The organism is Bifidobacterium callimiconis, assembly GCF_003952005.1.
Lineage (GTDB): Bacteria > Actinomycetota > Actinomycetes > Actinomycetales > Bifidobacteriaceae > Galliscardovia > Galliscardovia callimiconis.
This window is the reverse complement of record NZ_QXGJ01000017.1, coordinates 1-26249: the sequence shown is the minus strand read 5'-3', so window position 1 is coordinate 26249 and position 26249 is coordinate 1. Positions and strand designations below refer to the sequence as shown.

Sequence of the window (26249 nt, the reverse complement as noted above, 5' to 3'; positions counted from 1 at the left end):
GACTCATCCCATGCCGCTCACTTCCGACTTGGTGGTCCATTGGTAGTTCGGGTTGGGCGGGATGGTGTCGTCCGTGTCGGCTTGATCTGCTTTGGCTCCCCTCGCCGCCGAGGGGAGCTGTCCGCCGCATGGCGGGCTGAGGGGAGTTATTCAGGAGCAGCCAGCTCGACTCATCCCACACCGCTCACTCCCAACTTGGTGGTCCATCCGAACTTGGTAGCCCAAACGCGACGTTCCACTCACCTCGCTAGGGGTCGCACCGCCGCGTTCGGACTCTCGAATCCGGTCGCTCCGGCGCCGGCTACTCCCCCAGTGCGATCTCGTCAATGCGGCGCAGCTCGTCGTCGCTGAACTCGGTGTTCTTCAACGCACCCACATTGTCGAGAATCTGCTGCGGCTTGGAGGCGCCCACCAGCACGCTTGTCACAGCCGGATGATGCAGCAGCCACGCCACCGACATCTCCGCCAGCGTCTGCCCACGATCCGACGCCAGCTCGTTCAGCGCACGAATCTGTGCCAGCCTCTCCGGCGTCAGCGCATTCTCCTGCAGGAACCGGCCGTCCGCCTTGATGCGGCTATCGTCCGGAACCCCGTTGAGATACCGGTTCGTCAGCAATCCCTGTGCCAGCGGGCTGAACGTGATCACGCCCTTGCCGAGTCGCTCGGCCGAATCCAGCAGACCGTTCTCTGCCGGCCTGCGATCGAAGATGTTGAACTTGTTCTGGTTGATGATGAACGGCACGCGCATCTCCTGCAGGATCGCCGCCGCCTTCTCCATGGTCGGTCCATCGTAGTTCGACAATCCCACGTACAGCGCCTTGCCGCTGCTCACCGCCTGCGCCAGCGCTCCCATGGTCTCCTCGAGCGGCGTCTCCGGATCCGGACGGTGGTGATAGAAGATGTCCACGTAGTCCAGTCCCAGTCGCTCCAGGCTCTGATCCAGGCTCGCCAGCAGATACTTGCGGCTGCCCCAGTCGCCGTACGGTCCTTGCCACATCTCGTAGCCGGCCTTGGTGCTGATGATCAGCTCGTCGCGATGCCCGCGGAAGTACTCGCGCAGCAGACGACCGCAGTTCCTCTCGGCGGCTCCCGGTTCCGGACCGTAGTTGTTCGCCAGATCGAAGTGCGTGATGCCGTTGTCGAATGCCGTGAACACCAGCTGCTTCATGTGCTCGTACGGCGTGATGTCGCCGAAGTTGTGCCAGAATCCCAGCGACAGCGCCGGCAGCTTCAGACCGGAATTGCCGCAGCGGTTGTAGATCATGCCGTCGTATCGGGTGGGGGCGGGCGTGTATGTGGTGGTGGGTTCGAACATCATTGCTCCTTGCCGTATGCCTTCGGAATCATCGTGGATTCCGTGTCGTTGATTCCATAGTTGCACTTCAAGTACGCTTGAATGCAAATCTGTAAAAATTCAGGCGTTTTCGTTGGCGTCGTTCGGCAGCTGTCCGATGGCATGGCATCGGATACGGCGTGATGACACCGCCGACGCGTGATCTCCTGATTGAAACGAGGCTGACTCATGACGAAGAACGATGACGGAAACGTCAAACACATTGCCGATGACGGCACTTCCCCCGTCGGCTATTCCATTCGACGGGTCGCCGCGATGTTTCACATGCCGACGTCCACGTTGCGTTACTACGAGGACGTGGGTCTGCTCACCAACGTGGAACGTGACCCGGCAGGACAGCGGGTGTACCGCGAATGTCACATCAATCGTCTGCGCACGATCTGCTGCTTCAAGCACGCCGGTATGAGCATTGGTGAACTCCAACGGTTCTTCTCGTACGAGTCGGATGAATCCGGGCATATCGACGAGATCATGGGCCTGCTGAACGAGCGGCACGAGGCGCTTGACGAGCAGCGTCGCGCGCTGGAGGAGGCCCATGCGCATCTTCTGCGCAAGCTGCACTACTACGGCGACATTCAGAAGGCCGTTCACAAGGATCGGCCGCTTCCCGATTGGGCGGATTACCGCAATGCGGTGTTCAAGGAGAGTCAGGTTTCCTCATCCGGTGAATAGACGCACAAACCCTCACATTTCCTAGGTTTTTCGTGTGTGAAGAGAACGATATTCGCTCAGATCGCACAATAGTGAACGTCGCTTGGGTGAGACCGGTTCACAAATCGAAGATACCCCGATCCGAGCCGCGAAATTCCGTGGCAGACAAGCGGGTATCTTCGATTTGTGAACCGCTTTTACCTGAGAGGCCGTCCCTCGGCGATCGCGCGCAACGCCGCCATATGCGCGGCGAAGGCGTGATCTCCGGCCGGTAGCATGTGCACCAGCGTCACCTTATGTCGATTGAGAATGCCCGGCCGCTTTTCCAGTTCCACATATCCGTTGTCCGCCAGAACCTTGAGGTGCTTAGAGCAGGCGGCGTCGCTGATCTCCAACGTGTCGCGGATCACCGAGAACTCCAGCGGGCTGCTCGCGGCCAGCAGTCCGCAGATGCGCAGACGGTTGGGTTCGTGGATGAGCTCGTCGAAGCGCGGCGTGACGGCGCCGCTCATGGCGTGACCCCAGCATCGGGATTATGCCGACTCGCAATGAGCCTGGCGATTTCACGCTCGCGCATCCAGGTAAGCAGCACGATCGCCGCCGCACCGAGAACGGGCAGCACGCCGTATCGCACGATCGTCAACGAGAATGGTTCTCCACCGCCGAGCAACCGCGCCTGCTCGCGCATCACGCTTTCGGCCAGAATCATGATCACCGCCACGACCGTGGTGAGCGTGTAGTTGAGAATGATGGCGCGATTGCCCATCCACGCGGTTCTGCGCATGCGCTTGCGGCGCTCGTCGGGAATGATGGTGATCGCCTCGAACAGAATGAAGACGGCCAGCAGCTTCAGGTCGATGGACAGATCCGCGATGCCCACGTTGGCGAAGAGCGCGCCCCAGGCGATGCCATGCGCCATGCTGACCCACAGGGGCCAGGCGGCCTTCTTTCCGAGTTTGGCTCCATCCCTGTTGAGCTGCTGCAGGTTCCGATAGGCGTCAGCGGTGGAGGGCGGATCGGTGCGCGATGCCGGCCGCGGTGCGGTGTTGTCTTCTGCATTGTTCGGTTCGGTATGCGGAATGGGTTGTTCGGTACGCATCGGAATCATCTCCTTCCGGCTTCGTCGTCGGTTTGATGAAACGGATTAAGCAATGGGTGGATGTCGCCTTCTGTATGAGGCAAACGTAGTGCGACATGACTGGTGAAATGAATGAACCAAAAGTGTCGGGCGAGCGAATCGAGTGGTGACTGTCGTTGTCGCCGATCATCTGAATCCACTGACCATGATGGTCATGATCGGGATGATTCTCGATGGAGGAATAACGCTTTCCTCTAAGGAAATAATAACTCTTTCCCCACGGGAAAGTCAATGAAAACCACACGTAGAGGGCGCGGAGGGCGCGGAGAAAACAGTGAAGCTCGTATTGCTGAGAGGCTCGATACTCTGGCTCCCCTCACCGCTGAGGGGAGCTGTCTGCCAAAGGCGGACTGAGGGGAGACAACAGAGGATTGCGCCATGAATTGCGCTATATGCTTTGGCGCTTGCGGGTGGATTCCATTGAGTCATCAGATAATAAGGGCGCAACGGTCTCCGTGTCCCTCCCCTCAGTCGGCTGTCGCCGACAGCTCCCCTCCCAAGGAGGGGAGCCAGAGGGAAAGAGCCCCGCAGATTTTGTGGCCACGCCGGCTACCCCTGAGTTTCGGATGATGCGTGCGGCCGCAAGACGCACCGAAGGAAGGCGTACGAAGGTACGTCGACTGAGGAGCAACGCGGCGGACGCTCCATCATCTTTACCCCTGAGTTTTGGATGATGCGTGCGGCATCAAGGCGCGGAACATGAAGGCGTACAACGGTACGTCGAATGTTCCGCAACGCGGATAACGCTCCATCATCCAAAACTCAGCGCAAAACTCAGTACTTCATGCCCATGGCGGAGCGCACCTCATCCAGCGTCTCCTCGGCGATCGCGTTGGCGCGCTTGTTGCCGTCGTGAAGGATGTCGCGGATGGTGTCCATGTCCTTGGCGAGTTCGGCGCGGCGCTCGCGGTGCGGGGCGAGGAACTCGTTGACGGATTCGGTGACGTACTTCTTGAGGGCGCCGGCGCCGGAGGCACCGATCTCCTCGGCGATCTCCTGCGGGTCGCGGCCGGTGACGAGGCCGGCGGTGGTGAGCAGGGCGGAGACCTGCGGACGGTTGACCGGGTCGAAGGTGATGGTGCGCTCGGAGTCGGTGGGGCTCTTCTTGATGAGCTTGGCGGTCTCCTCCGCGGTGGCGCCGAGCATGATGGAGTTGCCGTAGGACTTGCTCATCTTGCGGCCGTCGAGACCGGGGATCTCGGGGGCGTCGGAGAGGATGGCGGACGGCTCGGGGAACACGGGGTTCTTCTTGGCGAAGCGCTCGTTGAAGCGGCGCGCGATGGTGCGGGTGATCTCCACGTGCGGGAGGTTGTCCTTGCCGATCGGCACGACGTTGGCCTTGCAGAAGAGGATGTCGCATGCCTGATGCACGGGGTAGGTGAGCAGCAGGCCGGTCAGGGCGTGGCCGGAGGCTTCCATCTCGGACTTGACGGTGGGGTTGCGGTGCAGCTCGGCCTCGGTGACGAGGGAGAGGAACGGCAGCATGAGCTGGTTTTCGGCGGGCACGGCAGAGTGCGTGAAGATCATGGTCTTCGTCGGGTCGATGCCAGCGGCCATGTAGTCGAGGACGAGGTTGAGCACGTTGTCTTCGATGTGCTCGGTGGTGTCGCGGTCGGTGATGACCTGGTAGTCGGCGATGATGATGTTGGTGTTCACGCCGCGGTTCTGCATGGCCACGCGCTCCTTGATGGAGCCGAAGTAGTGGCCGAGGTGCAGGCGTCCGGTCGGGCGGTCGCCGGTAAGCATGGTGAACTTGCCGGGGTTGGCTTCCAGCTTGGCGAGCGTGGCGTCGGAGCGTTTTTTCGCGGCGAGGAAGCTCGCGCTCATTTCGTTGCCTGCTGCTGTCAACTGCTGTTCTTCAGCCATTACGCACCAACCCGTTTTTGTTGAAGGTATTGAAAAATAACGCTCTAATCGTAAAAGTCTGAGCAGACATCCCGGGATTAGTGGTACTCTCTTATGTGATGAATTAGGAAACGTGTTGCCTCGGGCACAATAGACTGGCGAAGGGGGTCAGATGGGCCGCGGACGTCAGAAGGCTAAGCAGACGCGAATTGCCCGTAAGCTCAAGTACCTCACCACTGATACCGATTACGATGAGCTCGCGAAGGAATTGTCAAGTCAGGATGAGGTGACTCCATCCGCTGCGGATCCGTTTGCGACGATCGAAACCAAACTTCACTCCGATGATCATGAGGATCATGCGGTCGGAGTCGATGGCGAGGAACTGGATGAGTACGCGCAGTGGGCCGCCGAAGCCGCCAAGAAGGCGGAGGAGAAGCCGGCCGTCAAGGCTCCGGTTCGACGGGGTCCGATTCCGATGCCGATGCCTTCCGCATTGAAGAAGACCGTAAAACCTGCCGCTCCGGCCAAGCCGAAGACGGAGGATTCCGATTCCGGATCCGACGAATGATCGCAAGTGACTGATCGTCGGATGTCGTGATCAATACCTTGAAGGGGATGGGTACCGCAATGGTGTCCATCCCCTTTTTGCGTTCTCGGTGATTCCGTATGATCCTGATGATCCCGACGGCTACGCCAACGGCAGCAGGTCGCTCAGATCGTCGCGCTCGCCCACCGCGCTGATGTGTCCGGCGTCCTTTTCCTCATCCCATGTGCTGACGCCGCAGACGAGCCGTAGCCATACGTCGGGTTCGAGTTCGATCACGTCGGGTGGGGTGAGATTGTGCGGGTCCGATGCGGGCCCTTCCAATATCTTGATCGCGCCCCACGGCGCCACGCGCACTTCCACGCCCTCGCCGGGTGCCTTGCGTTCCATAAGATACAGCGAATATCGCACGGCCATGGCCCACACGCGACGTGGCAGATCGTCCGTTGCGGCGAGATCGTCGGCCGCGGTCCGTCGCCACTGTTCCAATGCCCGCTGTCCTTCGGGCAGATCCTTTTTCAATATGGATGCCATGCACTCATTGTTTCACATTCGATATTTTCGAATTTCGATATGATCGCGTCGGAATCGTGTGAGACGCGCCCCGAATCGTATCGAACCGGTTCATTGTCGTGCGCTCTCATGACTGTGAAAACGCCGATGCCGTCGATTTGCGCCAGCGTTTGTTCATCTGAAAAGACTGATATTTGCACGTTCTAGTGGTACTATCAGGTATTGTTGGTCTTAAACGGATGAATCTGTAATCCAGAATTCATCTGGCAGCTAGGCAGAGTCGCCTTTGCAGACGCATAATGTCTAGCGGGAGATGTTCTCACGAGAAAGAGTGCTTTATGACTGAGCAAACCGCACCGAAGTCCCCGGTGACCACTGAACAGTTCATCGAAGAAATCAAAGAACAGCTGAAGTACAACCAGGGCGTGACCGTTGAGCAGGCCACCGATGCCGACGTTTACGTCGCCTCGTCACTGGCCGTGCGCCGTCACCTCATGGATTCCTGGGCCACCACGCAGAAGGACACCGTCGAGGGTAACACCAAGGCCGTCGGCTATCTGTCCGCCGAGTTCCTGATGGGTAAGCAGCTGCGCAACGCGCTGCTCAACCTTGGCATGCTTTCCGAGTTCGACGACGCCGTCAAGGCGCTGGGCCACGATCCGCAGCTGGTCGTCGACGCCGAGTACGAGCCCGGCCTCGGCAACGGTGGTCTGGGTCGTCTGGCCGCCTGCTTCATCGACTCTCTCGCCTCGCTGGGCGTGCCGGCCTTCGGCTACGGCATCCAGTACAAGTACGGCATCTTCAAGCAGGAGTTCGACGCCGAGGGCAAGCAGGTGGAGCGCCCCGACTACTGGCTCGCCAACGAGGAGCCGTGGGGCCACATCGACTACAACCGTTCCCAGAAGGTCTCCTTCGGCGGCGAGGTCGTCGAGGAGGACGGCAAGAAGGTGTGGAAGCCGGCTTGGTCCGTGCGCGCCGTCCCGGTCGACTACATGGTTCCGGGCTACGCCTCCGGTCGTGTGAACACGCTGCGTCTGTGGAGCGCCAAGAGCTACGACGAGTTCGATCTGCTCACCTTCAACAAGAGCGAGTACCTCGACGCCGTCAAGCCGCAGGTCGAAGCCGAGAACATTTCGAAGATCCTCTACCCGGAGGATTCCACCCCGCAGGGCAAGCGTCTGCGTCTCGAGCAGCAGTACTTCTTCGTGGCGGCCTCCCTGCATGACGCCATCCGCGTGTTCTACCCCGGTCAGGACAAGCCCGATCTGACCACCTTCCCGAACAAGATCACGTTCCAGCTCAACGACACCCACCCGGTGATCGGCATCCCCGAGCTCATGCGCATCCTGATCGACGAGTACGGCTACGACTGGAACACTGCTTGGGACATCACCACCAAGACCTTCAACTACACCTGCCACACGCTGCTTCCGGAAGCCTTGGAAGTGTGGCCCGTCGATCTGATCAACGAGCTGCTGCCCCGCCACATGCAGATCATCAACGAGATCAACGATCACTTCCTCGAGGAGCTCAAGGGTCTCACCCGCGACAAGGAGCGCATCAACCGCATGCGCATCGTCACCGAGGGCGACTACCCGCAGGTGCGCATGGCCTACCTGGCCACCGCCGGCGGCTCCCACGTCAACGGCGTGGCCGCGCTGCACTCCCAGCTGCTCAAGGACGTCACCCTGCGTGACTTCTCCGATCTCTTCCCGACGAAGTTCACCAACGTGACCAACGGCGTGACCCCTCGCCGCTTCATCCGCCTCGCCAACCCGCGCCTGAGCGCCCTCATCACCGAAGGCCTCGGCACCGACAAGTGGCTGAGCGACCTCGAACTGCTGCAGGGCCTCGTCCCGCTGGCCGACGACGACGAGTTCGTCAAGAAGTTCGCCGAAGTCAAGCACGCCAACAAGGTGGCCTTCGCCAACTTCGCCAAGGACCGCTACGGCTTCGACGCCAACCCGGACACCATGTTCAACACCATGGTCAAGCGTCTGCACGAGTACAAGCGCCAGTCCCTCAAGATCCTGGCCCTCATCGCCCGCTACGCCGCCATCAAGAACGGCACCATCAACGTGGACGACGTGCTGCCGCGCACCGTGTTCTTCGGCGCCAAGGCCGCCCCGGGCTACTACATGGCCAAGCTCACCATCCAGCTCATCAACAACGTCGCCCGCGTCGTCAACAACGACCCCGACGTCAAGGGCAAGCTGGCCGTGCACTTCCCCGCCAACTACAACGTGCGCCTCGCCCAGCACCTCATCCCCGCCACCGAGCTCGACGAGCAGATTTCGCAGGCCGGCAAGGAGGCGTCCGGCACCGGCAACATGAAGTTCGCCCTTAACGGCGCTCTCACCGTCGGCACCCTCGACGGCGCGAACGTCGAGATCCGCGAACGCGTCGGCGCCGAGAACTTCTTCCTCTTCGGCATGACCGTTGACGAAGTGGACGCCCTCTACGAGGAAGGCTACAACCCGGCCAAGTACTACGAGGCCGATCCTCGCCTGAAGATGGCCATCGACATGATCTCCAACGGCACCTTCTCCAACGGCGACCGCAACACCTACGCGCCGCTCGTTGCCGACTGGCTGACCAAGGACTACTTCATGACCCTGGCCGACTTCACCTCCTACGCCGACATCCAGTACCAGATCGAGGACCTCTACCGCAACCCGATGGAGTGGAACCGCAAGGCCATCCTCAACGTGGCCAACACCGGCTTCTTCAGCTCCGACCGTTCGATCGAGGATTATTTGGAACGCATTTGGCACACCGGTCCTCTGGCCTGACGGCCAGTGGCCCTGTGCCCCAAACGCGTGCCGTATCCCTACCTCGCGCTCGATGAATCGCGCTCGGCGTCGCCTACCGGCAGTCCACCGGACTGCTGGCTGACGGCTCCGCACATTTGGCACACCGGTCCGCTCGCTGACTGACGGAGCGTCATCTGCGTTGCAGAGGGTTCGACGTACCTTCGTACGCCGTCACCCTCTGCGCCTTGATGCCGCACGCGTCAGTCCGCTCGCTCCGCTCAAGGGGTAATCCTCGGGCTCCCCTCCGCGGGAGGGGAGCTGTCCGCGTAGCAGACTGAGGGGAGGGCTCCGGAGCACACCGGTCCCAAACAACCCAAAACCCGCAATACACAAATTGGGTGTATCCGCATCATAAGGAGACCGATTCCGGTCCCGCTATGATGCGGATACACCCAATTTGCTATTTACGTGGTATTCGCGAATGAACGGATCACCCGCTCCCGACCATCAGATCAACACGATCCCGATGCGAAGCGGCGGCGACCCATCCCCAACCCGGGAAATCCGCACAATCCCGAAAATTCCGAAAGAACAAGAGTCCCGGGAATCAGGCTTCGGCTTCCTCCGCTTCGGGCTCCTCGACCTCGGCCTCATCCTCATCGGCGGCCACGGCCTTCTCCTTCTTGGAGGCACTCAGGTCGACCGGAGACGAGCTGTTCTCCCACGGCTCCTCCCACGGATCGTACTCCGGGTTCTGCTGCTTGTACACGTACAGCGCCGCCAGACCGGCCAGCAGCGCACCGAACAGAAGCGCGAAGAACTTCCACCCGTTCGACGACTTGTTCTCCATATTGGCTCCTTTCACAGGGAATTACAGCCTGCCCTTTCAGACCGTTTTCCCCCATTCTAAGCCGACGATGTGCCCAAGCTGTGAGCATCCACGCCGAGGGATTCGCCGCAATCCCAATCGACCCCTATCATCCGGCGCCGCCATGCCATACAGTGGGGTCCATGAGTCAACGTTTTCGCCTGTTCCCGAACTCCCCCACGTCGCACGACCTGTTCGACCACGACAATATTCGCCGTCAGTGGCGAATCGGCGGTCCGGTCATCACGTCCGCGATCATCCTGATCTGCGTGGTCATGTGGGCCATCGAGATCATCACCCGATTCATCGCGCCGAATCTGCTGGGCGTCATCCTCGGCTACGGCATGTTCACGTCCGCGCTTGCCGCCCGCATGCCGTGGACGTTCGTCACGTCGATGTTCCTGCACGAGCCGGGCATCTTCCATATCCTGTTCAACATGCTGACCCTGTGGGCCATCGGCCCCGTACTGGAGCGCCTGCTCGGCCACTGGCGGTTCCTCGGCTTCTACCTGCTGTCCGGCTTGGGCGGCGACATGGCGCTGCTGCTGTGGGCCCGACTGCTGCCCGGCGGCTCGGGCTGGGCCATGTCCACGTACGGTGCGTCCGGTGCACTGTTCGGCCTGTTCGCCGCCATTTTCGTGGCATACCGACGTATGGGACTGGATATGACGTCGATGATCGTCTGGCTGGCGATCAACTTCATGATGCCGTTCATCGCGCCCGGCATCGCATGGCAGGCGCATGTGGGCGGATTCGTGATCGGCGGATTGTACGCGTGGCTGATGGTCGCCGGACTGCCGATGATGCGATCGAAGACGCTCACCGTGCGAGCGTGGGCGTACGGCGTCGTACTGTTCGCGATCATCGCCGGCGTGAGCGCCTGGTGCCTCATCCCCACTCTGGGATAACCCGACGATCCGTCATTCGATTCACCACGAAAACGAAGGGTCCTCTCCGACGATTGATGATCGGAGAGGACCCTTTCATATAATTCATACGACAACGATGTCCGTGAAAAACCAGAAAGACGATGGTCGACACCAGCTGTATGTTGCAAACATACGGCGGATACTGTCTGACCGTATCAGCGCCACCACATGGTCATCAGGAATCCGACGAGCATAATGCCGAATCCAATGGCAAGATTCCAGGCGCCGATGTGCGGAATCGGGTAATCGTACGTCATGTAGTACACGACGACCCACACCAGACCGATCACCAGCAGCAGGCAGAACAGCGGCACGAACCAGGCGGGATTCGACTTGGTGCCCTTGATGGATTCCTCCACGCGCTTCGTGTTCTCCTGCTGACGGGCGAACATCTTACGCATCTGCGGCGTCATCGTGGCCTCATCGGCACTCTTGTTGAGCACGGCCTCCACCTTGTCCATGGAGATGCCGAAATCCTCGTCGTTGTCGGAACCCTTGTCAGCGTCATCCACGTCCTTGACGTCGGTATCGGCGGTGGTGTCGGTGACGGTGTCCGCCTTGGTCTCGTCGAGCTTCTGCTCGTCCTGTTCAGCCATGAGAGATTACTCCTTTAACGTAAGCTACTAGTCATAGTAGTGGCTAGAGTGGAAACAGTTGACAAGTCGGATTCCATAATAGGACGAACGATAAGGCGGACGATCGGTCATGGGCAAGCACGGGGGTAGGCATGTGGCGCGCAAGTCGCTGGCCGGCGCGCTGTCCGTCATCATCGTATTCGCGCTCGCCGGCTACCTGTTCGTCACCAACGTGCGCATCAACCGTTCCGTCACCGTCACGTCCGACACCACACAGCTGCTCAACGAACGATCACGCAAGGTCACCGAACTCGAAGACGAGGTCAATACGCTCAGCGACAAGATCGATGCGTTGAAGACCCTCACCGGTAACGACACCACTGCGCAGAACGCGGAAGACGCCGGATCGGGTACCAAACTCAAGGCGGTGGAAGGGCCCGGCGTCACCGTCACGCTCGACGACTCCCCGTTATGGGAGAGCAAGGTGGGCGATTCCGGATCGTCGGCCGACATCAACGACTACGTGGTGCATCAACAGGACATCGAAGGTGTGGTGAACGCGCTATGGGCCGGCGGCGCCGAGTCCATGATGATCGAGGACCAGCGAGTGACCTACAATTCCGCCGTACGATGCGTCGGCAACGTACTGCTGCTGCAGGGCAAACGGTATGCGCCACCGTTCAAGATATCGGCCATCGGCCCGGTCAACGACATGATCCAGGCGCTCAACAATTCGCCCACCATACAGGTATACAAGGAATACGTGGATTCGATCGGCCTCGGATGGAAGGTCGAACGATCCGACAACCTCAAGTTCGACGCCGCCAACGCGGTGTCGCAGACCCTCAAATACGCCAAGGTAAAGGAAAGCTAACATGGCACAAACCATGGCCCAACCGACCGCACGCGCACGCATGACACGCAACCCCGGTGGGGGCCGGGGCTCCGCCGCATCCGCATTCCTCGGCATTCTCGGCGAGATCCTGCTCACCCTGGCGGCCGTACTCGCCCTGTACATCGCCTGGCAGCTGTGGTGGACCGGCGTGGAATCCGAACAGGCGCAAAGCTCCCAACGCGACAGCGTCTCCTGGGTGGACCCGCAGAAGAACGGCGACGGGTACACCATCGCCAAGGCCCAGCAGGGCGATCCGCCGGTCCAGCCGCAGGCCGCCGTCACCGGAGACCTGATCGCCCAGCTCTACGTCCCCCGATTCGGTCAGTCCTGGCAGCGCAACGTGGTCGAAGGCACCGACGCATACCAGCTCTCCCGCCACGGCCTCGGCCATTACTCCGAAACCCAGATGCCCGGCCAACTCGGCAACGTGGCCATCGCCGGACACCGCTCCGGCTACGGCGAACCCCTCGCCCACGTCGACGAACTCCAGCCCGGCGACAAGATCATCCTGCGCACGCAGGACTACTGGTACGTGTACACGTACACCGACTACAAGATCGTCACCCCCGAATCCACCGAAGTCGTGGCAGCCGTCCCCGGCCAGCCCGGAGCCACCCCCACCGACCGCTACATCACGCTCACCACCTGCGAGCCGCGCTACACCGAAGCCACCCACCGTTGGATCTCCTACGGCAAATTCGACTACTGGGCCAAAGTCTCCGACGGTATCCCCCAAGAGCTCGCCGCATCCGCCACGTCCGGCGGCGTGCAGTTCGAACGCGGACAGTCCTCCCCGCTCGCCAAGGTGTCCGGCTCCATGGAGAACGTGGTGATCGCGCTCGCCATCGCCTACATCGTCGTGTATCTGGCCGCGCTCGTCGCCTGGCGCTACCCCGTGCTGCGACAGATCAAATACGGCGTGCGCAACAAGCCCGCCGTAAGCCTCTACGGATGGTTCTACCGGCACCAGCCGGGCCCCATGCTCATCCGCTGGATACTCATGCTCATTCTGGCCGTGGCCATCGCCGCCGCACTGTTCGAATGGGCGTTCCCGTGGGCGGCGTCCAATATTCCGTACCTGAAAGTCACATCGAACTTCGTTGCCGTAGAGTAGACGCAGCGAAGTGATGGCCGTGGGCCGACCACGGCGTACGAGTCACAACATGAGTCATCAACGATCACAAGAGATCAGAGGAGCAGCCATGACGGATACGACAACCGATTCCGCAAGGATTCTGGTCATCGACAACTACGATTCGTTCGTCTACACGATCGTCGGATACGTGGAGACGCTGGGTGCCACGGTGACGGTCGTACGCAACGACGCGATCGACCCGTCCACGCCCGGACTGCTCGACGACTACGACGGCGTGCTCATCTCCCCCGGACCGGGTGCCCCGTCCGAATCCGGCGTGAGCGAGGACATGATCCGACTGTGCGCCAAGGAACGCAAGCCCATGTTCGGCGTGTGTCTGGGCATGCAGGCGCTCGCCGAAGTGTTCGGCTGCACGGTGGGCCATGCGCCCACGATCATGCACGGCAAGACCAGCCAGATCGAGCATCTGGATGATGAGATCTTTGCCGGCATTCCGAATCCGATGACCGCCACGCGCTACCATTCGCTGGCCGTTGAGCCGGATAGTGTGCCCGATACGCTGCAGGTGACCGCGTGGACGCAGGGCGACCATATCGTGCAGGGTCTGCGGCATCGTGAACTGCCGCTGTACGCCGTGCAGTTCCATCCCGAGTCCGTGATGACCGAGGGCGGCTACCGTCTGCTCGCCAACTGGCTTGCCGTATGCGGTCAGACCAGTGCCGTAGAGAAGTCCAAGGGTCTCAAGCCCAAGGTCGCCGTCGACGCCGAGTAGGCGAGTAGGACTATCTGAGACAGGGCGATCGGCTGACGCTGTGGGCTGACGGCGCGCTGGTGTCGTGAGCTGACGCTGTGGATCGGTGGCGTGGAATCGGCCTTCGGCCGATTCCGTATGCGCCCCTCCCTGTGTCTCTCCTCTTTCCTCCCTCGTCCCTTTCCTCCCCACCCTTCTCTGTTTCGCATTCTCCGTCCTCTCATCCATCCTCCTCCCCACCCCCACCCCAATACAAAAAGGCCGGTGGAGACTCCCCTCATGGGAATCTCCACCGGCCTTTCTCGCGTCCGTCCGTTTGCCACGACAATCGCCTTGGCAAACTACCAAACCGTGATGATCTGCCTCAGATCACTGCACCGTGATGGTGTACGATCCGTCGGAATTCTGGGTCACACCGGTCACGGTGGCATCGTCGTTGCCGGGGCCGCTGATGGTGTACTTGACCTTCTTGCCGCTCATGATCGACTTCATCTCGGACTGCGTCTTGCCCATCACGCCGAACGGATCGCTGCTCGACGATCCGCTGCTGCCGGTCGACGAGTTGTCCGTGCTGCCGGAGCTGGAGTTGTCCGTGCTGCCGGAGCCGCTCGTGTTCAGCGTCACCGAGCTGCCGGCGTCCACCTGGCTGTTCGCGGTCGGGCTCTGGCTGGTCACCGTATCGCTGTCCTTGCCGCTGGAGCTCACCGTAAGGCCGAGCGCCTGCAGCGCCTGACGCGCGGAGGAGAGCGTCTGTCCGGTCACGTCGGGCACGGTCACCTGGTCGGAGCCCTTGGACACGTACAGCGTCACCGTGCTGCCCTGCTCCACCTTGGAGCCCTCGTCTGGGTTGGTGCTCACCACATTGCCTTCGTCCACATCACTGGACGCGACCTCCTTGGTGGTGGCGCTCAGACCAGCCTGCTTGAGCTTGGCCGTGGCATCGTCGGCGGAGATGCCGGAGAGACCGTCGGGAACGGTGGTCATGCCGGAGGAGATGTAGATGATGATCGACGTGCCCTTGGCCTTCTGCGTGCCGCTTGCCGGGTCAGTGCGCGTCACGTGGTCCTTGGCCACGGTGGCGCTTTCCTCAACGGATGCGCTGCCGCTCACCGTGAAGCCGGCGTCCTCGAGGGTCTTCTTGGCCTTCTCCTGCGTCATGCCGGACACGTCGGGCACTTCGCCCTGCTTGGGGCCGGTGGAGAACCACACGGTCACCGTGCTGCCCTTGGCGGCCTTGGATCCGCCTTCGGGGCTCTGCTTGGTGAACATGCCCTTCTCCTTGGCGGAGTCGTTGTCGTCGGCGGTCTTGCAGGTCAGGCCGGCATCCTGGATGCGCTGGCAGGCCAGTTCGCTCGACATCTGTTCGGTGATCGTCGGCACGGTCACCTGATCGGCCGAACGACCGGACATGAAGTACCATGCGCCCAGTCCGGCGGCGACCACCGCCAGAATGGCCAGAATCGACGCGATGACGACCTTCTTCTTTTTCTTTGCCTTGGCCGCCTCGGCACGGGCGGCTCCACGACCGCCGGCCGCGCCTCCCATGCCGTTGTTCGGTCCGAGCGCGCCGGTGCCGGTCTCGATCGGGTTGAACGCCATGGTGCCGCCGTTCGTTCCGGCCGTTCCGTTCGTGCCGGGACCCATCACCATGGTCTCGCCGGCCTCCTGCTCCTTGCGGGCCTTCATGTTGGCCAGATCGGTGAGCGGGTTGAATGCGGCGGCCACGGGGGTGCCGCCGTTCATCAGGGCCAGCACGTCGTTGCGGAACTCGGTGGCCGTGGTGTAGCGGTTCTGACGGTCCTTGGCCATGGCCTTGGCGCAGATCGAATCCCACATCTTCGGCAGGCCGGGCACGATCGCGCTCGGCGGCGTGGCCACTTCGGACACATGCTGGTAGGCGATCGCCACCGCGGAGTCGCCGGTGAACGGCGGACGTCCGGTGAGCATCTCGTACAGCACGCAGCCGGCCGAATACAGGTCGGAGCGCATGTCCACGTTCTCGCCGCGCGCCTGCTCCGGGGAGAGGTACTGCGCGGTGCCCACCACGCCCTGCGACTGGGTCATGGTGGCGGACGAATCGTCGAGCGCGCGGGCGATGCCGAAGTCCATCACCTTCACCACGCCCTGATCACTGATCATGATGTTGCCGGGCTTGATGTCGCGGTGGATGATGCCCATGCGGTGCGAGTACTCGAGCGCGCCGAGCACGCCGAGCATGATCTGCTCGGAGTCGCGCTGGCTCAGGGCGCCGTTGGCCTTGAGGATGTCGCGCAGCGTCTGCCCCTGCACGTACTCCATCACCAGGTACGGCACGCTGACGTCACGTCCGGCGTCGTCCTTGAGATTCTCTTCGCCGGAATCGTAGATCGAGACGATGTTGGGATTGTTCAGCTGAGCGACCGAATGCGCCTCGCGGCGAAAACGCGCGATGAAGATCGGATCGCTGGCCAGATCGGCCCTCATGATCTTGATGGCTACGGTGCGGCCCAGACGGGTGTCGGTACCAACGTGGACCTCCGCCATGCCGCCATGCCCGACGAGATTGCCAACGGTGTACCGTCCGCCGGCTAATGATGCGGGGATGTACATACTCATCGTGGCTCTTCCTTCCCTGTGTTCTCGTTAATGCTCAAGTCTATATTTGCGATGCCCGACGGCGCGTCCGTGGTGGGTGTTCCCGTGGTCGCGGTCGTGTCCGTCAACCCTGTGGCGCCCGTAAGCGGTGTGCCCGTATAGGGAGCCGGCGCGGGGGGTACCACGGTGGCCGAGGTCGGTGTGGGATTCTGCCGCGGTTTCGCTGCGGGGACGAATCCCGGCAACGGTGCGGAATCCAACGGCGGGATGTCGGGAATGTCCGGCGTGGGATTCAACGACGGCCAGTCCTCGTATGGATCGTATTCCTTGGCTCCTGCCGCGGATGCGGTCGCCGCCGCGGACATTGTCGGCGCAGCGGTTGCGGATGTCGTGTTTGCGACGGTCGTCTTTACCGACGACTGCGTGATCGGCGCGGGGGCTGACGGCAACGGCACGGCGTCCACCTGCGCGTCGGTCGTCGCCGACGGTGCGATTGACGCCGACGGCGTGGCTAACGCAGCTGGCGCGGCCGGTGCAGCTGGCGGCAGTGTGATCGGTGCGGCTGCGGCCGGCTTCGGCGTCTGCTTGGCCACCCAGTCGGCGGCCGAGAACAGCTGAATCGGCTGATGCGGAGCGCTCATGACCCTACGGGTGAGGTGCCCGGTTTCGGTCAGCGCTTCGGAGGCCTCCTGATCCAGGAGCCGGCGTTCGATCTTCGCCAGCGTGCGCGATACGACGAGTGCGTTCGCCGGACGGTCCGCCGGATTCTTGGCCAACATACTCATCACGAACTCGCGCAGCTGCCAATCGATACTGTCCGGCAGCGGCGGCACGGGATCGTTCACGTGCGCGGCGGCGATGTCCACGGGCGTGGCGCCGGTGAACGGACGGTGGCCGCACAGGCCTTCGTATGCCACCACGCCGAGCGAGTAGATGTCGGACTGCGGCGTGGCCTGTTCGCCCTGCGCCTGTTCCGGGGAGATGTACTGGGCGGTGCCCACCACCATGCCGTCCTGCGTGATCTGCGCCTGGTTCGTGGAGTAGGAGACGCCGAAGTCGGTGATCTTCACCTCGCCGGTCTCCGACACCATAATGTTCGCGGGCTTCACGTCGCGATGGATCACGCCGTGCGAGTGCGCCACGTACAGGCCGCGTGCGGTCTGGATCAGGATCGGCAGCAGCTCGTCGGTGCTCAGCGGGCCGCGTGCTTTGTAGATCTCGGCGAGCGACTTGTTCGGCACGTATTCCATGATCAGGAATCCGATGTTGTCGTGCTCGTAGTATTCAAAGAGTGCGGCGATGTTCGGATGCGCCAGATTCGCCGAGTTGTGTGCCTCGGCACGCAGACGCTTGAGCTTCGCCTCCTCGTTGTCCATGTCGGCACGAAGGGCCTTGATGGCCACGGGGCGTTCAAGCTCGATGTCGTAGCCCTTCCATACTTCACCCATGCCGCCTTGCGCGAGACGCTGGTCCAGGCGGTAGCGGCGGTGGATCAGTTGTCCTTCGATCAGTCTCATTGCTTCAGGGCCTCCTGCATGATCTGTTGCATAATCGGTCCGGCCGCCTGTGCGCCGTAGGTGCTCACGTTGTGCACCACCACGGCCACGGCGATTTCGGGGTTGTCGGCGGGCGCGAATCCGGTGATCCACGCATCGTTGGCATCGTTGTTGCCGATCTGCGCGGTGCCGGTCTTGGCCGCCACCTTGGCGTTGGAGAGCTGCAGCTGCGGATCTTCCTTGGTGATCACGGACTGCATCATGGCGTTGAGCTTGCCGGCGGTGTCGCTGGAGAACGCGCGGGAGAACTCCGAAGGGGAGCTTTCGCTGATCACGGTCAGATCGCTGGACCGTACGCGGTCCACAAGCGTGGGCTGCATCATCACGCCGTCGTTGGCCACCGCGGAGGCGATCATGGCGTTGAGCAGCGGCGTGGCAAGCACGTCGCCCTGTCCGATCGACGCCAGCGCGAGCTTGTCGTCGGTGGGTGAATCGGGGAACTTCGAGGCCACGGCCTTCATCGGCGTGCCCGTGGAGCTGTTGCCGTCCACGGTGATGGAGCTGCCGTAGCCCATCTTCTTCGCCTGCTCGCTCACCTTGTCCTTGCCGAGCTTTACGCCCAGCTGCGCGAACGCGGTGTTCGACGAATACGCCAGTGCGTCTTCGAGCGTGATCTGTCCGTTGGAGCCGTTGGCGGCGCTGGTGGTGTTCGTCAGGCTCGTCACGGTGCCGGGCAGCGTGTATGAGTCGCCGGCGGGAATCTGCGTATCGGTGTTGTAGTCGCCATCCTCAAGTGCTGCGGCGGCCACGACCAGTTTGAACGTGGATCCCGGCGGGAACAGTTCGCTGGTGGTGCGGTTGAGCATCGGATTGTTGGCGTCGCCGACCAGTGCGGAGTAAGCCGAGTTGACTTCACTCGTGTTATGGCTGGCCAACGAGTTCGGATCGTAGCTCGGCGTGCTCACCATGGCCAGGATGCGTCCGGTCTTGGGTTCCATGGCCACGATCGCGCCCTGCTTGTCGCCAAGCAGCTGGTAGGCCAGCGTCTGCAGTTTCGGATCGATCGAGGTTTCGATTGTGGCGCCCAGATTCTCCTCGCCGGTGAACAGCGACTTGACCCGGCTGAGCCACAGGGAGCTGCTTTCGCCGCTGAGCAGCGAGTTGCGGCTGGCCTCGATGCCGCGGTCGGCGCGCTGGTTCACGGAGAAGTATCCGGTTACCGGTGCGTAGAGCTGGCCGCTGCTGTAGGTGCGCTGGTAGGAGAACGCGTCGTCCGATTTCTCGGACTTGGCGATCACCGTGCCGTCGCTGGCCAGAATCGATCCGCGCGGTGCTCCGTACTCGTGGTACAGCGCGCGGGTGTTACGGGTGTCGGCGTTCAGTTCGTTCGCGCGCACGGTCATGATGATCGACGTGGACAATCCCAGAATGGCGAACAAGACGATGACCGCGTTGAACAGGTGCCGCAATGAGGTGTTCATTGGGCCCTCCTTTCCGCGGAGGCCGTTCCTGCCGCATGACGAGGCGCCGCGGAAGTCTGCGATTCTCGTTTCAGTCCCGGCATGGCCGTGGCCTCGGGCAACGTGTCGCCATCATGGGCGCCCTGCCGTGCTCGCTGCGTGATGATTTCGGTCTCCTCGTTCGAGGGATGCTGCACGGCCTGTGCCGTATGCCGTGCGTGACGGGGCATTTCGCTCGTCGACGGCACCGGGGCCACGGGGGCCGCGTTGCTTGTGGACGCGGATGCGAATGCCGGGGCGGGCACGGCCATCGTTTCGGATTCGTCGTGCGATTCGTTCCTCATTTCCGTCTCGGCTTCGGACTGCGCAGTGCGTACCTGCGCCGCCTTCTTCTCCTTTTCACGCAGCGCCATCAGCGCCTCGTATTGGAAAGCCTCATCGTCGGTGTCCCCCACCGGCTTGTTCGCCGCGTTGGAAATGACGAGCAGCAGCGAGGCAAGAACGCAGTTGGCGATCAGGCTGGAACCACCGGCCGCCAGATACGGCAGGGTCAGACCGGTCAGCGGGATCACGCCCGTGACGCCGCCCACCACGGTGAACACCTGGAACGCCATGGTGAACACCAGGCCGGATGCCAGCAGCTTGCCGAATCCGTCGGTCACCTTCATGGCGATGATCATGCCGGTGCCGATGATGATCAGATACAGAGCGAGCACGGCGAACAGTCCCGCAATGCCCAGCTCCTCGCCGAGCGAGGCATAGATGAAGTCGGAGTTCGCATACGGCGTGACGGTCGGATGGCCCTGTCCCAGACCGGTTCCGGTCATGCCGCCGGTGGCCAGTCCGAATCGGCCCTGCACCAGCTGGAAGGATCCGCCGATGGCGTTGTAGACCTTGTTGTCGTAAGGATGCAGCCACGCGTTCACGCGATTGCCCACATGCGAGAACAACGATGCGGCGGCGACGGCTCCCACGGCGAATCCAACGAAGCCGATCATGATCCAGCTCTTCTGGCCGGTTGCCACGTACAGCATCGACACGAACATGGCGAAGAACATCAGAGACGTACCGAGATCGTGCTGCAGCACAAGCACGCCCATGCACACTACCCACACCACGAGGATCGGTCCCAGATCCTGCAGTCGGGGCAGACGCACGCCCAGTACCTTCCTGCCGCCCACGGCCAACTGATCGCGGTGGTCAAACAGATACGAAGCGAAGAAGAACGCCAGGAACAGCTTGGCGAATTCGGCGGGCTGCAGCGAATGGCTGCCGATCGACAGCCAGACTCGCGCACCATTGATCTCCGTGCCGATGAACGGCAGCATGGGCGAAAGCAGCAGTACCAGACCGACCACCATGCTCAGATAGGAGAATTTGCGCAGCACTCGGTAGTCACGCAGGAACGCCACCAGAATCGAACACAGCACCAGCGCCACGCACAACCACGTCAGCTGGTTCAACGCCACGGTGCTGTGCCCCTTGCCGAACACTTCGTTCTGATTGTCAATGCGAGCGATCATGATGACGCCGATGCCACTGAGCAGCAGCACGCACGGCAGAATCGTCTGATTGGCATGCGGCTGACGCACCAGCAGCACGATCCAGAACACCACGAACAATGCTCCCGTAATGCCCAGTCGCGTCACATAGGCCTGCGGCACCGTATTCTGCACGCGCATGAACATCTGGAAGATGCCCAGCACCACGATCGCTCCGGACAGAATCAGCAGTGAGGCCTGTTCGATTCGACGTGCGATCATTGCTGATTCTCCGTATTCGATGCGCTGGGTGATGGCGTTTGCGTGGCCGATGCGGAATCGCTCGGTTGGGCGGACTGTCCCGTCTGCTGATCCGTCTGATCGCCCTGATCGGTCTGTTCCTGACCGCCGAACTGATCCTTGGCTCCGGTGTTTTCCTGATTCTGCAGATCCTGCGCCTGCTGGCGAATCGTCTGCGCATGCTTTTCCGCTTCGTCATATGAGCCGACCGTGATGCCGCGGCTCAACTGTTCACGCCAGTTCGACGGCAGCGACGACACCGTGATGTCGGTGCGCTTCACCTCATGCGACAGCGAGAACCCGAACAGATCGGTGGGCACACCCTGATAGATCGCTACCGATCCGTCCGCCTCGCCCAGATAGTACTGCGTCTGCGACCACCGAAAGGCCATAAAGCCGGCGCCTCCCAGCACCAGCAGCACTGCGACGATGACTCCGGCAACGGTCATGCGGAACCGGGAACGGCGTTTGCGTTCCTGCTGCGCCTGCTCCCGCTGCTGCGTCTTGATGGCGCGAGCCACTTCGGGATCATGCGGATCGGCGCTGGCGCTGCCGTCGCGCTTCTGCACCACGGGAATCTCCCCCGTGTTCGGCATGGCCGCATCCGTGGTCTCCGGACGCTGGCTCGACGGTTGCGCCACACGTGGAGTGGCCTTGTCCTCGGGCTGCTCCTCCTTGGGCTTCTGCTCCTGCATGAGCGCCGCCGCACGTTGCGCGGGACTGCCCTGATCCGCCTTGAGCGCCGGGGCCGTGGCAACGGACTCATCGATGATGTCGGCGATGCTTTCCAGACTGCTGCTCACGGCGCCACCCACCAGCGGCACCGGCGAGTTCGCCTCGGTGGCCGTTTCATCGAGCGGCATGGTGGCGTCCGCGATCACCGCGGTCACGTTGTCGGTGCTGCCGGCCTTCAATGCCATGGCCACCAGACGCTGTGCGCACTCCTCGGGGTCGGTCAGCTCGCTCAGCATCTCCTCGAGCGTGGAATCCTCCAGTACGCCGCACAGGCCGTCGGAGCACAACAGCCAGCGGTCTCCGGCCTTGGCCTTGCGAATGGAGATGTCGGGACGCGGATCGATGTCGAAGTCGCCGAGTACGCGCATCACCACGTTGCGCTGCGGATGGTTCTTCGCCTCCGCTTCGGTGATCCTCCCCGTATCGATCAGATGCTGCACGTAACTGTGATCCTTGGTGGCGCGAATCAGATGACCGTCGCGCAGCAGATACGCGCGTGAGTCTCCGATGTGCGCGAGTACCCAGTGGTTGCTCACCAGACTCAGTGCCACCACGGTCGTGCCCATGCCGGACAGACGGCGTTCGTGCTTCGCCTTGCCCACGATCGCGTCGTGCGCGGCCAGCACGGAGGTCTCCATGATCTTCGACACGGTCTCGATGTCGCTCGACGATTCCTCGTGCTCGATGTGCGCCAGCGAACGAATCGCGATGGTCGACGCGGTATCGCCACCGGCATGGCCGCCCATACCGTCGCAGATCGCCGCGAAATGGCGTCCGGCGAACGATGAATCCTGATTGTTGCTGCGCACATAGCCCACGTCGGACACCGTCGTGGAGTACAGGGTGAGTGCCGGCGTCGCGTTTGCCACGGACGCCGTTGTCTCTGACTGCTGGTCCTGCTGCGCGGACTGTGAAGAAGACTGATTGGTGGCCATGCGTTACCTCAGCTCGAAAGTGGTCGCACCGATGCGCACGGGCACGCGTGCCGGCAGTACCGCGGCTTCGATGAGCTTCTTGCCGCCCACCACAGTGCCGTTGGTGCTGCCCAGATCCTCGATGGCCCATCCGCCGCTACCGGGGTCACGGAAGATGCGCGCATGATGGGATGACACGAATTCGTCGTCGAGTACGACCGAATTGCCGGCCGCGCGTCCCAAAGTGATCTGCCCATTGCCCAGCGGCATGGTAGTGCCGGCCAGCGGGCCGTCGATGATCACCAGCACAGTCGGCTGTTCGACTGTGGGCCTTGCCGGCTTCACCGGTGCCGGAGTGGGCGTAGGAGCCGGTGCCTGAGCCGCCTGCTGGGCGGCCTGCTGGGCGGCCTGCGTGCGCTTGCGATGCTTCTTGGACGGTTTGGGACTGTACGATGCCACGTCGCGGTGCAAGGAACGTACGGCGAGCCATACGAATACCCAAAGCAGTATCAGGAATCCGTATTTAAGAACAGTGAAAGTAAGTTCGGTCATGATCGGCTCGCGTTCGTACGTCGGAAGAACAGTGGACTAGTCCTGCGGGGTGGAGGACGCCCAGAACAGAATACGCGTACGGCCGATGGTGATGGTGTTGCCGTCGAGCAGCGTGGCCGCGGGAACCTGATGCCCCTCCACATAGGTTCCGTTGGTGGAGCGCAGATCGCGTGCGATCACACCGTTGTCGGTGATGTCGATCTCAAGATGGCTGCGCGAGATGCCGGGATCGTCGATCACGATGTCGCAGTTCGATCCGCGGCCGATCACGGTCTTGGGCGCGGTCAGCAGATACTGACGGCCGTTGATCTCCAGAACGGGGCAGTCCTTGGTCTCGCTCGGCGTGGTCACGGGAGCGGCGTTGCCCTGCACCGATTCGCTGGACAGTTTGAATTCGGCGCGGCTCAGGTCAAGATCCTCCTCGAAGATCACCACGACCGGGCCTACAAAAGCGTAATGCTGGCTTTCCGCGTACTTGGTGAGATTGTCGGCAAGTTCGTTGGCCAGGGTTTCGGATCCCCACTGCTCGATTCGGTCGAAATCGGGGGTGGACAGACGGAATCGGTATTCGTTGGGAGCCACGGTGCGATCCCGTCCCATGGGCATGGCCTGCGCGTCGATCTCACGTTCAAGGGCGCTGGAAAGGTCCACCGGCTGGAGGTCCTTGGAAGCGAATTTGCTGAACACGCCGTTTACGGCACCTTCGACACTTTTCTCAAAACGGTCGAGAACGCTCATGAATATCCCTTTCTCGCAATGGCTCCATCGTACGCAGCTGTCTTTACCAAGGCATGGGTATCCCAAGCTATCATTGCAAAGTCTTCATTACGCTTTCTTTCTTCCACCAATCGTAATCCCGACTGGGAATTTTCCTCGGATATGCCTTGGAAAACCCTTGTCGCAAGGGAAAATCCCCCACTTTTTCGTATGGTTTCCTCAGCCTTCGGTCACGTGGCCCGCATTGCGATCACGCGGTTCGGGCGGTCCGTGTGATCAGACCCCGATCCGCGTGACCGAATTCGGCCCTACGGCTCAGTTCCGACCTGCGCCATCGCAGGGTTTGTTCAACGCGCGTCGCAGCGCCTCATGCTTGAGCGCGATCGTCGCGTTCGACGAGATGATTCCTGCGCTCAGTAGCTCGTCCCAGCTCACCCAAGCGCTTTCCACATGCTCGTCCTTGTCGAAGTGCCGCTCCCCCATGTGCCAACGCCGCAGATGCAGCACCATGATGTTTGCCAGTTCATCGGTCATGCCTTCGGACGAATAGCATTGCGCCACATCGTCGATCACGATGTCGCCGTCGTTCTCGCCGTCCTCTGCAAGGCCCGGTCGCACGCCGGTCTCCTCGCGCAGCTCTCGCAGTGCCGCCGCATGCGGTTCCTCGTCGCCATCGATCAGTCCCGCCGGCACGCCGAACGCATACTTGTTCGGGCCGACCCGATACTCGCGCTCCAGCAGATACCGATCCGTGGCACAGTCGTGCACGAGCATCACCACGCACGGTGCGTGACGCATCACCTGACGTCGGATATGCGTCGACGGGCCGTCCCGTCTGGTCAACCGTATCGTCTGGTCCTCCACGTGGAAGATCGCGCCTGTATATACGGTCTCGCTCGACTCCACCACCGGAGCCGTTTCCATATCGATGTCGTCGCTGGCCTCCAGACGATCGATCACGCTGTCACTCATTGGTCCCCAACTTTCTCCGCGTATATATAGGTATGGCCGGTCGGCTCAGCCCGCGCACTCCGCGATGGTCTTTTCCACCAGTTCCGGCAATGCCACGGCGATGTCGTCGTGGATCAGACGGGTAGCGATCCCGTCATACTGCGTGCGTCCCATGTTCATGATCGTCAGCGGTACACCCGCCTGTACGGCGATGGGCGCCAGCGATGCTGCCGGGAACACCTCCAGCGTGGATCCGATCACCCAGAACTCATCCGCCTCCTGTACGCGCTTGATCGACTTCTCCATGGCGCCATCGGGCAATGCCTCTCCGAAATACACCACGTCGGTCTTGATCATGCCGTTGCAGGGCATGTTCCCCTTATACGGAAGTTTGCGGTGGCAGCGCGGATCCGGTTCCTCATCCAGACGATCCATGATGTCGGCCGTATCGTATTTGGCATGGCAGCGCATGCAGTGCGATGTGCCGATGGTGCCATGCAGATTTACGATCACGTCGGGCGAGTTGCCGGCCTTCTCATGCAGTGCATCGAAGTTCTGCGTGGCCAGCAGCGTGAGCAGGCCGGCCTTTTCCAGATCGACCAGCGCCTTATGCGCGGTGCCTGGCTGCGCTCCCCACACCGGTGACTCCTTTTGCCAGCGCCAGGAGTATTCACGATCCTCCTTGCTGGTCATAAAGGCGTCGATGTCGTAGACGTTCATCTGTTCGGGATGCTTGGTCCATACGCCGTCCGGTCCGCGGAAATCAGGGATGCCGGCGCTGGTGGAGATGCCCGCGCCCGTCAGTACTGCAATCTTCTTTGTGCTCATACTCCCTTCTTACACCTTCAATGTGTATGAAGGGCCCGGCGGGGATGAAGAGTCCGGTTCAGGACCTTGAATTGCACGAAATCTCATCCACGATCCGGTGAATTCACGGTGCCGGCAACGTTTGCGTAACCGTTCCGACGGTATTCTGATGGTGTTTGCGCCCGTGACCGACCGCGACGTCGGCGATGGGGCTAGATTTTGTGCGTTTGCGACACGCCGGTGGATGCTTGTGTTTTCAGTGGTTTTGGGGTTGTTGTGTTGGTTGGGTTTGCGTTATCGGGTGTGGGCGTGTAAGTTATTCACTCGTTGCCCGGCACGGCGGTGCTTCT

At 61.7% G+C, this 26249-nt stretch carries 22 protein-coding genes and 1 pseudogene; 7 read left to right on the top strand and 16 right to left on the bottom strand.

Annotation, left to right across the window (positions count from 1 at the left end; translation table 11 throughout):
• Window positions 1–301 precede the first annotated feature (301 nt).
• Complete coding sequence (locus D2E23_RS10840) at window positions 302–1315, bottom strand: aldo/keto reductase (protein ID WP_126030919.1); 1014 nt, start codon at window positions 1313–1315, stop codon at window positions 302–304.
• A gap of 207 nt (window positions 1316–1522) precedes the next feature.
• Between D2E23_RS10840 and D2E23_RS10835 the strand changes: the two genes are divergently transcribed.
• Complete coding sequence (locus D2E23_RS10835; RefSeq protein ID WP_126030918.1) at window positions 1523–2026, top strand: MerR family transcriptional regulator; 504 nt, start codon at window positions 1523–1525, stop codon at window positions 2024–2026.
• A gap of 176 nt (window positions 2027–2202) precedes the next feature.
• Here the strand turns inward: D2E23_RS10835 and D2E23_RS10830 are convergent, their stop codons facing one another.
• The 3 genes from D2E23_RS10830 to trpS form a co-directional block, all read right to left on the bottom strand.
• Window positions 2203–2517, bottom strand: coding sequence for a transcriptional regulator (locus D2E23_RS10830; RefSeq protein WP_126030917.1), 315 nt, complete (start codon window positions 2515–2517; stop codon window positions 2203–2205).
• Window positions 2514–3104, bottom strand: coding sequence for a hypothetical protein (locus D2E23_RS10825; protein ID WP_126030916.1), 591 nt, complete (start codon window positions 3102–3104; stop codon window positions 2514–2516). The genes D2E23_RS10830 and D2E23_RS10825 overlap by 4 nt, the downstream gene beginning before the upstream one ends.
• Window positions 3105–3917: 813 nt before the next feature.
• Complete coding sequence (gene trpS, locus D2E23_RS10820; RefSeq protein ID WP_126030915.1) at window positions 3918–5009, bottom strand: tryptophan--tRNA ligase; 1092 nt, start codon at window positions 5007–5009, stop codon at window positions 3918–3920.
• 151 nt (window positions 5010–5160) lie between these two features.
• Here trpS and D2E23_RS10815 point away from each other — a divergent pair, with 151 nt between their 5' ends.
• On the top strand, window positions 5161–5556 hold the full coding sequence (locus tag D2E23_RS10815) for a DUF3073 domain-containing protein (protein ID WP_126030914.1): 396 nt from the start codon (window positions 5161–5163) through the stop codon (window positions 5554–5556).
• 120 nt (window positions 5557–5676) lie between these two features.
• On the opposite strand, the gene D2E23_RS10810 is transcribed toward D2E23_RS10815, so the two are convergent.
• Complete coding sequence (locus tag D2E23_RS10810; RefSeq protein WP_126030913.1) at window positions 5677–6066, bottom strand: sterol carrier family protein; 390 nt, start codon at window positions 6064–6066, stop codon at window positions 5677–5679.
• 317 nt (window positions 6067–6383) lie between these two features.
• Here D2E23_RS10810 and D2E23_RS10805 point away from each other — a divergent pair, with 317 nt between their 5' ends.
• Window positions 6384–8837 carry a glycogen/starch/alpha-glucan phosphorylase gene (locus tag D2E23_RS10805; RefSeq protein ID WP_126030912.1) on the top strand — a complete coding sequence of 818 codons (2454 nt, stop codon included), beginning with the start codon at window positions 6384–6386 and terminating at the stop codon, window positions 8835–8837.
• Window positions 8838–9405: 568 nt separating this feature from the next.
• Here D2E23_RS10805 and D2E23_RS10800 read toward each other — a convergent pair.
• The gene (locus tag D2E23_RS10800) at window positions 9406–9648 is read right to left on the bottom strand and encodes a hypothetical protein (protein ID WP_126030911.1); all 243 of its coding nucleotides are present in this window, start codon (window positions 9646–9648) and stop codon (window positions 9406–9408) included.
• 161 nt (window positions 9649–9809) lie between these two features.
• Here D2E23_RS10800 and D2E23_RS10795 point away from each other — a divergent pair, with 161 nt between their 5' ends.
• A complete protein-coding gene (locus D2E23_RS10795; RefSeq protein WP_126030910.1) occupies window positions 9810–10574 on the top strand; it encodes a rhomboid family intramembrane serine protease in 765 nt (254 codons plus the stop codon).
• 176 nt (window positions 10575–10750) lie between these two features.
• Here the strand turns inward: D2E23_RS10795 and crgA are convergent, their stop codons facing one another.
• The gene (gene crgA / locus D2E23_RS10790; protein WP_126030909.1) at window positions 10751–11191 is read right to left on the bottom strand and encodes a cell division protein CrgA; all 441 of its coding nucleotides are present in this window, start codon (window positions 11189–11191) and stop codon (window positions 10751–10753) included.
• Window positions 11192–11300: 109 nt separating this feature from the next.
• Here crgA and D2E23_RS10785 point away from each other — a divergent pair, with 109 nt between their 5' ends.
• The 3 genes from D2E23_RS10785 to D2E23_RS10775 all read left to right on the top strand — a co-directional run bounded on the left by D2E23_RS10785 (window position 11301) and on the right by D2E23_RS10775 (window position 13933).
• Entirely contained in the window at window positions 11301–12044 is a 744-nt protein-coding gene (locus D2E23_RS10785) for a DUF881 domain-containing protein (RefSeq protein ID WP_126030908.1), read from the top strand.
• Between the two features lies 1 nt (window position 12045).
• Window positions 12046–13179: a class E sortase gene (locus D2E23_RS10780; protein ID WP_126030907.1), complete on the top strand. Its 1134-nt coding sequence runs from the start codon at window positions 12046–12048 to the stop codon at window positions 13177–13179.
• Window positions 13180–13267: 88 nt separating this feature from the next.
• Entirely contained in the window at window positions 13268–13933 is a 666-nt protein-coding gene (locus D2E23_RS10775) for an anthranilate synthase component II (protein WP_126030906.1), read from the top strand.
• A gap of 348 nt (window positions 13934–14281) precedes the next feature.
• Here D2E23_RS10775 and pknB read toward each other — a convergent pair whose 3' ends face one another.
• The 9 genes and pseudogenes from pknB to D2E23_RS10730 form a co-directional block, all read right to left on the bottom strand.
• Window positions 14282–16507, bottom strand: a complete 2226-nt coding sequence (pknB, locus tag D2E23_RS10770) for a Stk1 family PASTA domain-containing Ser/Thr kinase (RefSeq protein WP_126030905.1) — start codon at window positions 16505–16507, stop codon at window positions 14282–14284.
• Between the two features lie 608 nt (window positions 16508–17115).
• Window positions 17116–18003, bottom strand: a pseudogene (locus D2E23_RS10765) (serine/threonine-protein kinase); the annotation flags it as partial.
• Complete coding sequence (locus D2E23_RS10760; RefSeq protein ID WP_126030904.1) at window positions 18000–19463, bottom strand: peptidoglycan D,D-transpeptidase FtsI family protein; 1464 nt, start codon at window positions 19461–19463, stop codon at window positions 18000–18002. The gene D2E23_RS10760 and the pseudogene D2E23_RS10765, both read right to left, overlap by 4 nt.
• Window positions 19460–21205, bottom strand: a complete 1746-nt coding sequence (locus tag D2E23_RS10755) for an FtsW/RodA/SpoVE family cell cycle protein (RefSeq protein ID WP_126030903.1) — start codon at window positions 21203–21205, stop codon at window positions 19460–19462. Before D2E23_RS10755 ends, D2E23_RS10760 begins: the two co-directional genes overlap by 4 nt.
• Window positions 21202–22893 carry a BofC C-terminal domain-containing protein gene (locus tag D2E23_RS10750; RefSeq protein ID WP_126030902.1) on the bottom strand — a complete coding sequence of 564 codons (1692 nt, stop codon included), beginning with the start codon at window positions 22891–22893 and terminating at the stop codon, window positions 21202–21204. The genes D2E23_RS10755 and D2E23_RS10750 overlap by 4 nt, the downstream gene beginning before the upstream one ends.
• 3 nt (window positions 22894–22896) lie before the next feature.
• Entirely contained in the window at window positions 22897–23424 is a 528-nt protein-coding gene (locus D2E23_RS10745; protein WP_126030901.1) for an FHA domain-containing protein FhaB/FipA, read from the bottom strand.
• Window positions 23425–23460: 36 nt separating this feature from the next.
• Window positions 23461–24162 (bottom strand): FhaA domain-containing protein, encoded by a 702-nt coding sequence (locus D2E23_RS10740; RefSeq protein ID WP_093961166.1) that lies wholly within the window; start codon window positions 24160–24162, stop codon window positions 23461–23463.
• Between the two features lie 294 nt (window positions 24163–24456).
• Window positions 24457–25113 carry an NUDIX hydrolase gene (locus D2E23_RS10735; protein ID WP_126030900.1) on the bottom strand — a complete coding sequence of 219 codons (657 nt, stop codon included), beginning with the start codon at window positions 25111–25113 and terminating at the stop codon, window positions 24457–24459.
• Between the two features lie 45 nt (window positions 25114–25158).
• Complete coding sequence (locus D2E23_RS10730) at window positions 25159–25920, bottom strand: Sir2 family NAD-dependent protein deacetylase (protein ID WP_126030899.1); 762 nt, start codon at window positions 25918–25920, stop codon at window positions 25159–25161.
• Window positions 25921–26249: the final 329 nt, after the last annotated feature.